Source organism: Streptomyces rubellomurinus, from assembly GCF_000961885.1.
Lineage (GTDB): Bacteria > Actinomycetota > Actinomycetes > Streptomycetales > Streptomycetaceae > Kitasatospora > Kitasatospora rubellomurina.
In genome coordinates, this window is sequence record NZ_JZKH01000168.1 from 1 (window position 1) to 6,780 (window position 6,780).

The window sequence follows — 6,780 nt, forward strand, 5'->3', positions numbered from 1 at the left end:
TGAGTTCTCAAGGAACGGACGCTTCCTTCGAGCCGCCTTCCAGCGGGCCCTCCGGGCGCTTCGTTCTTTCGTGTTTCCAGCTTACCAGATGTTTTCCGCTCCGTTTACCGGGGCTATTCGCATCTGAAATCTGGTGTTAACCGCGGAGTCGCGGCGACTCGACCAACCATAGCGGGTCGCCGAGCGGAGCGCGAATCGGGACGCGTCCGGAGTCACCCGGGCGGCGGCATGATTTGTTGCTCTCGCGAGCATATACAGCAATGGTCTCGATTCGCCAAGATGCCTGTAGAGTGCGGCGCATCGGCCAAGAGGACTAGACCACTAGCGGCCGGTGGGTCGCCGGCCGACAGGGCGGGCGGGGCGGGGAGCTTCGCCCGGGAATGTCAGCAGATGTCTGAAGTTGGCATGAATTAGGCTTCAGTTGATCGTCGCGCCGCTGCTCGCGGCCGCTCGCTAGTACTGCGCACTTGGGAGGCACAACCATGACCACTGTGACGTCGCCGCTGACTGGTCGGGTCGTCGGGCTCGCGAACGTTCCGGACCCGGTGTTCTCGGGTGCGATGGTCGGTCCCGGCACCGCGGTGGACCCGGTGCGCGAGCCCACCGAGGCGCTCGCTCCGGTGGACGGCATCGTCGTCTCCATGCACCCGCACGCGTTCGTGGTCGTCGACGACGAGGGTCACGGTGTGCTGACCCACCTCGGCATCGACACCGTGCAGCTGAACGGCGAGGGCTTCGAACTGCTCGTCAACAAGGGCGACAAGGTGGTCCGCGGCCAGGCCGTCATCAAGTGGAACCCGGCCGCCGTCGAGGCCGCCGGCAAGTCCCCGATCTCCCCGATCGTGGCGCTGGAGGCGACCGCGGACTCGCTGGGCAGCGTGCGCGAGGACGGCGAGGTCCAGGCCGGCGGCGAGCTGTTCAGCTGGAGCTGAGCCCCTCCCCTCTCTTTCCCCCACACCCGCCCCGCCGGACGAAGCCGGGGCGGCCCGGCATTCAGCGGAGAACAGGTAATGGAGAAGACACTGCGCGGCGTGGGTGTCAGCCACGGGGTCGCGATCGGCCAGGTGCGGCACATGGGCACGGCGGTCCTGGAGCCCCCGGCCACCCGGATCCCGACCGAGGACGCAGCGCGCGAGCAGGCTCGTGCGCAGGCCGCCGTCGATGCCGTCGCCGCGGACCTGATCGCGCGCGGCAACCTGGCGGGCGGTGAGGCGCAGGGCGTGCTGGAGGCCCAGGCGCTGATGGCGCAGGACCCGGAGCTGATGGCCGACGTCGCCCGCCGGATCGCGGTCGGCAGCAGCGCCGAGCGCGGCGTGTACGACGCCTTCGCCGCCTACCGCGCGCTGCTCGCCTCCGCCGGCGAGTACCTGGCCGGGCGGGTCGCCGACCTGGACGACGTGCGCAACCGGATCGTGGCGCGGCTGCTGGGCGTGCCGATGCCCGGCGTTCCGGACAGCGACGAGCCGTACGTGCTGTTCGCGCGGGACCTCGCGCCGGCCGACACCGCGCTGCTCGACCCGACGCTGGTGCTCGGATTCGTGACCGAGGAGGGCGGGCCGACCAGCCACAGCGCCATCCTGGCGCGGGCGATGGGCGTGCCGGCCGTGGTCGCGCTGCCGGGTGCGGCGGACGTCGCCGAGGGCACCGTCGTCGCGGTGGACGGCAGCACGGGCGACGTGCTGCTCGACCCGACGCGGGAGAAGCAGGACGAGCTGCGGGCGATCGCCGCCGAGCGCAAGGCCGCGCTGGCCGCCTCCTCCGGGCCGGGGCAGACCTCGGACGGCCACCGGGTGCCGCTGCTGGCCAACGTCGGCGGCCCGGCGGACGTGCCGGCGGCGCTGGAGAACGGGGCGGAGGGCGTCGGCCTGTTCCGCACCGAGTTCCTGTTCCTGGACGACTCGGCGAAGGCTCCCAGCGAGGAGAAGCAGGTCGAGGCGTACCGCAAGGTGCTGGAGGCCTTCCCGGAGGGCCGGGTCGTGGTGCGCGTGCTGGACGCGGGCGCCGACAAGCCGCTGGACTTCCTGACCCCGGCCGACGAGCCGAACCCGGCGCTGGGCGTGCGCGGTCTGCGCACCCTGCTCGAGCACCCCGAGGTGCTGCGCACCCAGCTGCGGGCGCTGGCCACGGCGGCCGAGGGCCTGCCGGTGCACCTCGAGGTGATGGCCCCGATGGTGGCCGACCGCAAGGACGCCGGGGACTTCGCGCAGGCCTGCCGCGAGGCCGGGCTGGACGCCAAGTTCGGTGCCATGGTGGAGATTCCGTCCGCCGCGCTGCGGGCCCGGGCGATCCTGCAGGAGGTCGAGTTCCTCTCGCTGGGGACCAACGACCTCGCCCAGTACACCTTCGCCGCCGACCGTCAGGTGGGCGCGCTGGCCCGGCTGCAGGACCCGTGGCAGCCGGCGCTGCTCGACCTGATCGCCGCGGCCGCCGAGGCGGCCCGGGTCGCCGGGAAGAGCTGCGGGGTCTGCGGCGAGGCCGCCTCCGACCCGCTGCTGGCCGTGGTGCTGACCGGCCTGGGCGTCACCAGCCTGTCGATGGGCTCGGCGTCGATCCCGTACGTGCGCTCCTCGCTCGCCAAGTACACCCTGGCGCAGTGCCGCCGGGCGGCCGAGGCGGCCCGGGCGGCGGACAGCGCCGAGGAGGCGCGGGCCGCGGCGCAGCAGGTGCTGTCCGGCGAGTAGCGGGGACAGAGACAAGAAGGGGCGCTCCCCCACCGTCGTGGTGGGAGAGCGCCCCTTCGGCGTTGCTCAGGCCTGGCGGTCGCGGCGGACCTGCTCGAAGAAGCGCAGGTGGTCGATGTCGTCGACGGAGCCGGGGTTGACGGCCTGCTCCAGCGGGGTGCCGGAGAGGACGCGCTTGACCGGGACCTCGATGCGCTTGCCGGTGAGGGTGTGCGGCAGGCCGCGGACGGCGATCACCTCGTCGGGGACGTGGCGCGGGGACAGTTCGGTGCGCAGCGAGGTGCGGATGCGCCCGATCAGGCCCTCGTCCAGCTCGGCGCCGGGGGCGAGGACGACGAACAGCGGCATCCAGTAGCCGCCGTCCGGCTCCTCCAGGCCGATGACCAGGGACTCGGCGATCTCGGGGAGGCGCTCGACGACCTCGTAGATGTCCGAGGAGCCCATCCGGACGCCCTGGCGGTTGAGGGTGGAGTCGGAGCGGCCGTGGATGACGACGGTGCCGCGGGAGGTCACGGTGATCCAGTCGCCGTGGCGCCAGATGCCCGGGTACACGTCGAAGTAGCTGTCGTGGTAGCGGGTGCCCTCGGGGTCGTTCCAGAAGCCGGTGGGCATGGACGGGATCGGCCGGGTGACGACGAGTTCGCCGACCTCGTCGGTGTGCGGGCGGCCCTGGACGTCCCAGGACTCGACGGCCGCGCCGAGGCAGGGGGCCTGGATCTCGCCGAGGTACACCGGGAGGGTCGGGACGCCGCCGACGAAGCAGGAGCAGACGTCGGTGCCGCCGCTGACGGAGGCGAGCCAGACGTCCTCCTTGACCTCGTCGTAGATCCAGCGGAAGCCGTCCGGCGGGAGCGGGGAGCCGGTGGTGCCGATGCAGCGGACTGCGGAGAGGTCGAGGTCGCGGCCGGGGTGCAGCTCGGCCTTGCGGCTGGCGATCACGTAGGCGGCGGAGGTGCCGAGGACGGTGGCGCCGGTGCGGGCGGCGACGGACCACAGGGCGCCGGTGTCGGGGTGGCCGGGGCTGCCGTCGTAGGTGACGATCGTGGCTCCGACCAGGAGGCCGGCCAGCAGGAAGTTCCACATCATCCAGCCGGTCGAGGTGTACCAGAGGAAGCGGTCCTGCGGGCCGAGGTCGAGGTGGAGGCCGGCCTGCTTGAGGTGTTCGAGCAGGATGCCGCCCTGGCTCTGGACGATGGCCTTGGGCAGGCCGGTGGTGCCGGAGGAGTAGAGGACCCAGAGCGGGTGGTCGAAGGGGACGGGCTCGAAGACGGGCTCGACGTCGTCGGCGACCAGGTCGTCCCAGTGCAGGGCGCCCTCGGGGGCGGGGGCGCCGAGCAGCGGGACGTGCACGACGGTGTGCAGGCTGGGGAGTTCGCGGCGCAGCTCGGCGACGACGTCGGTGCGGTCGTGGTCCTTGCCGCCGTAGTGGTAGCCGTCGATGGCGAAGAGGACGGCGGGCTCGATCTGCTGGAGGCGGTCGAGGACGCTGCGGGCGCCGAAGTCGGGGGCGCAGCTGGTCCAGATCGCGCCGACCGCGGCGGTGGCGAGGAGGGCGACGGCGGCCTGCGGGACGTTGGGCAGGTAGGCGCTGACGCGGTCGCCGGGGCCGATGCCGCGGGCGCGCAGGGCGGCGGCCAGGGAGCCGACCTGGCGGCGCAGTTCGGACCAGGTGAGGACGGCGGGCTGCTCGGTGGTCTCGTCGAGGTGCAGGATCGCCGGGCGGTCGGCGTTGGCGGCGTCCTCGGCGGCGCGCAGGGCGTGCTCGGCGTAGTTGAGGCGGGCGCCGGGGAACCAGCGGGCGCCGGGCATGGCCGCGTCGGCGAGGACGGCCTCGGGGGCCTGGGTGAAGCGGACGTCGAACCACTGGGTGACGGCCGTCCAGAACCGGTCGAGGTCGGCGGTGGACCAGGCGTGCAGGTCGGCGTAGCGCTGGGCGGCCTGCTGGTCGTCCTCGGCCGGGGCGAGCGGGGCGGCCGGGGCGCCGTGGTGTTCGGCGGCCCAGGCCTGGAAGGCCACCAGGCTGGTGGCCGCGGCGCGCTCGGGGTCGGGGCGCCAGAGGGGTCGGTCCTGGGGTGGGGTGCTCACGGTGGTGGTCTCCCGGCCGGTGGTGGGGACGGGAGAGCTGGTGGCACCCCGTCCGGTTGGGCTGTCGGAGCAGACCATGCCATGTGCGCGCCCGCCGCGCCAGGGTCGGCCGGCGGTCAGCGGAGGGTGACTTCGCGGTCGAACTCGCCGTTGAACCAGGAGCGCAGGACGTTGGTGTGGAAGTCCCAGACGAGGGTGGTGTCGGCGGTGGCGAGCTGCCAGCCGTCGGTCTCGTCGGTGGGGAGCGAGGGCGGGAGTTCGGCGAGCGGGCGGGCGGGGAGCAGGCCGCAGAGGAAGACGAAGCGGCCGTTGGGGTCGGAGGCGGTGGTGATCAGGGTGACCTCGGCCGGGTCGGCCTTGATGCCGGTCTCCTCGCGCAGCTCGCGGACGCAGGCCTGCTGCCAGGTCTCGCCGTAGTCCATGTAGCCGCCGGGGAAGGCGAGTTCGCCGTAGCCGGGTTCGATGGTGCGGCGGATGACGACCAGGGCGGGGTCGGCGTCGGGGCGGGTGACGGGGAGGACGGCGATGGTGACGGGCAGCGGGTTGCGGTAGCTGATCTCGGCGCAGCCGGGGCAGGTCCGGGGCCACTCCCGGGTGCCGGCCGGGTAGGCGGTGCCGCAGAAGTGGCAGTGGGAGTGGGGTCGGTGGGCCGCCTGGTGCGCGTGATCGGTGGTCATGGCCCGAGGGTAGCTCGCGGGGCGGGCCGGGCGGGCGGGTATGGCGGAGACCGGCTCGGCCGCGAACTGCCGGTCGGTCAGCCGGAGTCCGGGCCGGTGTCGGGCCGGCCGACCGCGTCGGGGCCGTCCGCGTCGGGGCCGCACTCCCGGGTGGGGCGGAGCAGGGCGGGGTGCAGGAGGCTGGCGTCGCCCGCGTGGTACGTCCGGGCGCGGGGGCCGCCGCGGGTGCCGGTGCGCTGGGTGGTGGCGCCGGTGCCCTCGACGAAGCCGGGGACGGAGAGGACCTTGCGGTGGAAGTTGCCGGGGTGGAGCTTCTCGTCCCAGACGGCCTCGTAGACGGCGCGCAGGTCCGGGATGGTGAAGTCGTGGGGCAGGAAGGCGGTGGCGAGCGGGCTGTACTCGAGCTTGGCGCGCACCCGGTCGAGGCCGTCGGCGAGGATGCGGGCGTGGTCGAAGGCCAGCCGGATCGGCTGCCGCGCGGCCGGGCCGGGGCCGCTGGGCCCGCCGACACCACCCCCGTGGGAGTCGGCGGGCCCAACGGCGGCTCGGGGGCGGCAGCTGGGCCGCGTGGGCAGGTCGAGGTCGGCGACCGGGTGCCAGGCGGCGGCCGCGGCGTCCGTCCCGGCCTGCGGGTCGGGGAGGTCGGGGGCGAAGGCGAGGTAGGCGACCGAGACGACGTGCATGCGCGGGTCCCGGTCGGGGGCGCCGTAGGTGCCGAGCTGTTCGAGGTGGAGGCGGCAGAGTGCGGCCTCGGTCTCGGAGGCGCCCTGGAGGCCGGTCTCCTCGGCGAGCTCGCGGGCGGCGGCCTCGGGCAGGCCCTCCTCGCCGGCGCGCAGGAAGCCGCCGGGCAGGGCCCAGCAGCCCTGGTAGGGCGGGGCGCCGCGCTCGACGAGCAGGACGTGCAGGCTGCCGCGGCGCATGGTCAGGGCGACCACGTCGACGGTGACGGCGATCGGCGTGTAGGCGCGCGGGTCGTACGCGGCGAGCCACTGCTGCTCGTCCGGCGGGGCGGCGGGCCCGCTCGCGGGCTCGCCGACGGGCGCGGCGGTCGTGTCGTCGTCCGCTGTCATGGTCGGCTCCTCTCCGCGCTCGCCCGGAAACCTGCGGCTGTCGTTCTCTGGCTGAGCACAACGTAGCGAAGGCGTTCCCGGGCGGCAAACGGTTTTCCCGGCCGGGGGCCCGAAGCCGGGCCCGAGGGCGTGTCTTCAAACTCCCGCCTGCGGGGCGACGCCGGAGCACGCACCTCGCCGCGTTGTCGTCGGTCGCCAATGGCCCCCAGCCTTCGGCCGGGAGGTGCCCCCACCGCAGTGGCTCCCTCCTCCGCCTTGCGATGCACG

General features: G+C 73.9%; 5 protein-coding genes. 2 read left to right on the forward strand and 3 right to left on the reverse strand.

From position 1 onward, the window contains the following. Positions 1–482 precede the first annotated feature (482 nt). Together VM95_RS36565 and ptsP are read left to right on the forward strand one after the other, a co-directional pair. Positions 483–932, forward strand: coding sequence for a PTS sugar transporter subunit IIA (locus VM95_RS36565; RefSeq protein ID WP_045705418.1), 450 nt, complete (start codon positions 483–485; stop codon positions 930–932). 78 nt (positions 933–1,010) lie between these two features. Continuing rightward, positions 1,011–2,681: a phosphoenolpyruvate--protein phosphotransferase gene (ptsP, locus tag VM95_RS36570; RefSeq protein WP_045705420.1), complete on the forward strand. Its 1,671-nt coding sequence runs from the start codon at positions 1,011–1,013 to the stop codon at positions 2,679–2,681. Positions 2,682–2,747: 66 nt separating this feature from the next. Here the strand turns inward: ptsP and VM95_RS36575 are convergent, their stop codons facing one another. From VM95_RS36575 to VM95_RS36585, 3 genes are all read right to left on the reverse strand, one after another. Continuing rightward, positions 2,748–4,844: an acetoacetate--CoA ligase gene (locus VM95_RS36575; RefSeq protein WP_078861144.1), complete on the reverse strand. Its 2,097-nt coding sequence runs from the start codon at positions 4,842–4,844 to the stop codon at positions 2,748–2,750. 38 nt (positions 4,845–4,882) lie between these two features. Beyond that, positions 4,883–5,443 carry an NUDIX domain-containing protein gene (locus VM95_RS36580; protein ID WP_045705424.1) on the reverse strand — a complete coding sequence of 187 codons (561 nt, stop codon included), beginning with the start codon at positions 5,441–5,443 and terminating at the stop codon, positions 4,883–4,885. A gap of 77 nt (positions 5,444–5,520) precedes the next feature. Further along, entirely contained in the window at positions 5,521–6,513 is a 993-nt protein-coding gene (locus VM95_RS36585) for an NUDIX hydrolase (protein ID WP_045705426.1), read from the reverse strand. Between the last annotated feature and the right edge of the window lie 267 nt (positions 6,514–6,780).

Excerpts from the sequence above, each read along its gene's own strand:
- VM95_RS36575 (WP_078861144.1), bottom strand. The coding sequence starts at position 4,844 with ATGGTCTGCTCCGACAGCCCAACCGGACGGGGTGCCACCAGCTCTCCC.
- VM95_RS36565 (WP_045705418.1), top strand. The coding sequence starts at position 483 with ATGACCACTGTGACGTCGCCGCTGACTGGTCGGGTCGTCGGGCTCGCG.
- VM95_RS36580 (WP_045705424.1), bottom strand. The coding sequence starts at position 5,443 with ATGACCACCGATCACGCGCACCAGGCGGCCCACCGACCCCACTCCCAC.
- VM95_RS36585 (WP_045705426.1), bottom strand. The coding sequence starts at position 6,513 with ATGACAGCGGACGACGACACGACCGCCGCGCCCGTCGGCGAGCCCGCG.
- ptsP (WP_045705420.1), top strand. The coding sequence starts at position 1,011 with ATGGAGAAGACACTGCGCGGCGTGGGTGTCAGCCACGGGGTCGCGATC.